Source organism: Micromonospora sp. SL1-18, from assembly GCF_047921505.1.
Taxonomy (GTDB): Bacteria; Actinomycetota; Actinomycetes; order Mycobacteriales; family Micromonosporaceae; genus Micromonospora.
Genome location: NZ_JBLROA010000210.1, coordinates 1 through 527 on the forward strand (window position 1 = coordinate 1; position 527 = coordinate 527).

General features: G+C 66.2%; 1 pseudogene. It reads right to left on the reverse strand.

Annotated elements, in window-relative coordinates:
- A pseudogene (locus ACNAW0_RS30605) lies at positions 1–500 on the reverse strand (transposase); the annotation flags it as partial.
- Positions 501–527 lie beyond the last annotated feature (27 nt).

A 527-nucleotide genomic window follows, 5' to 3' on the forward strand; every position in this document is an offset into this window, starting at 1 on the left:
AGGTGGCGGCGGATGTTGTGCCAGGTGTCGCCGATGGTGGTCTCGGTGATGCGGATGAGGAGTAGGGCGAGCCAGCACAGCACGACGTGGGCGCGGATGCGTTCTTCGAGCCGGTGGTAGACCGGCCGCAGGTCCAGGATCTGCTTCATGTCGCGCCAGCCGCGTTCGACCTCGAGGAGCTGCTTGTAGCCCAAGGCGATGTCGGCGGCGGTGAGGTGCGGGTCCGAGCATCGCAGCAGGTACTTGCCGTCGAGGTTGGCCTCCGTTTTGCACTTGGCTTTGTCGATACGCAGCAGCCCGCCGGGGGTGACGCGCAGGTACCGGTTCAGGCCGGGCTTGGTCGAGATTCGGCCGCGGAGCTCACCGCGTTTCATGACCGGCAGCGTGTCCGACCCGGCGATCAGCTCGTCGAGCTGGGCGACGAGCTGATCGCGGATGTGGGCATCGCGGGTCGCGGCGTCGGGGTTGTGGCAGATGACGAACCGTTCGGTCTCCGACACCTTCACTTCCTTGACCCGCACGTTCTG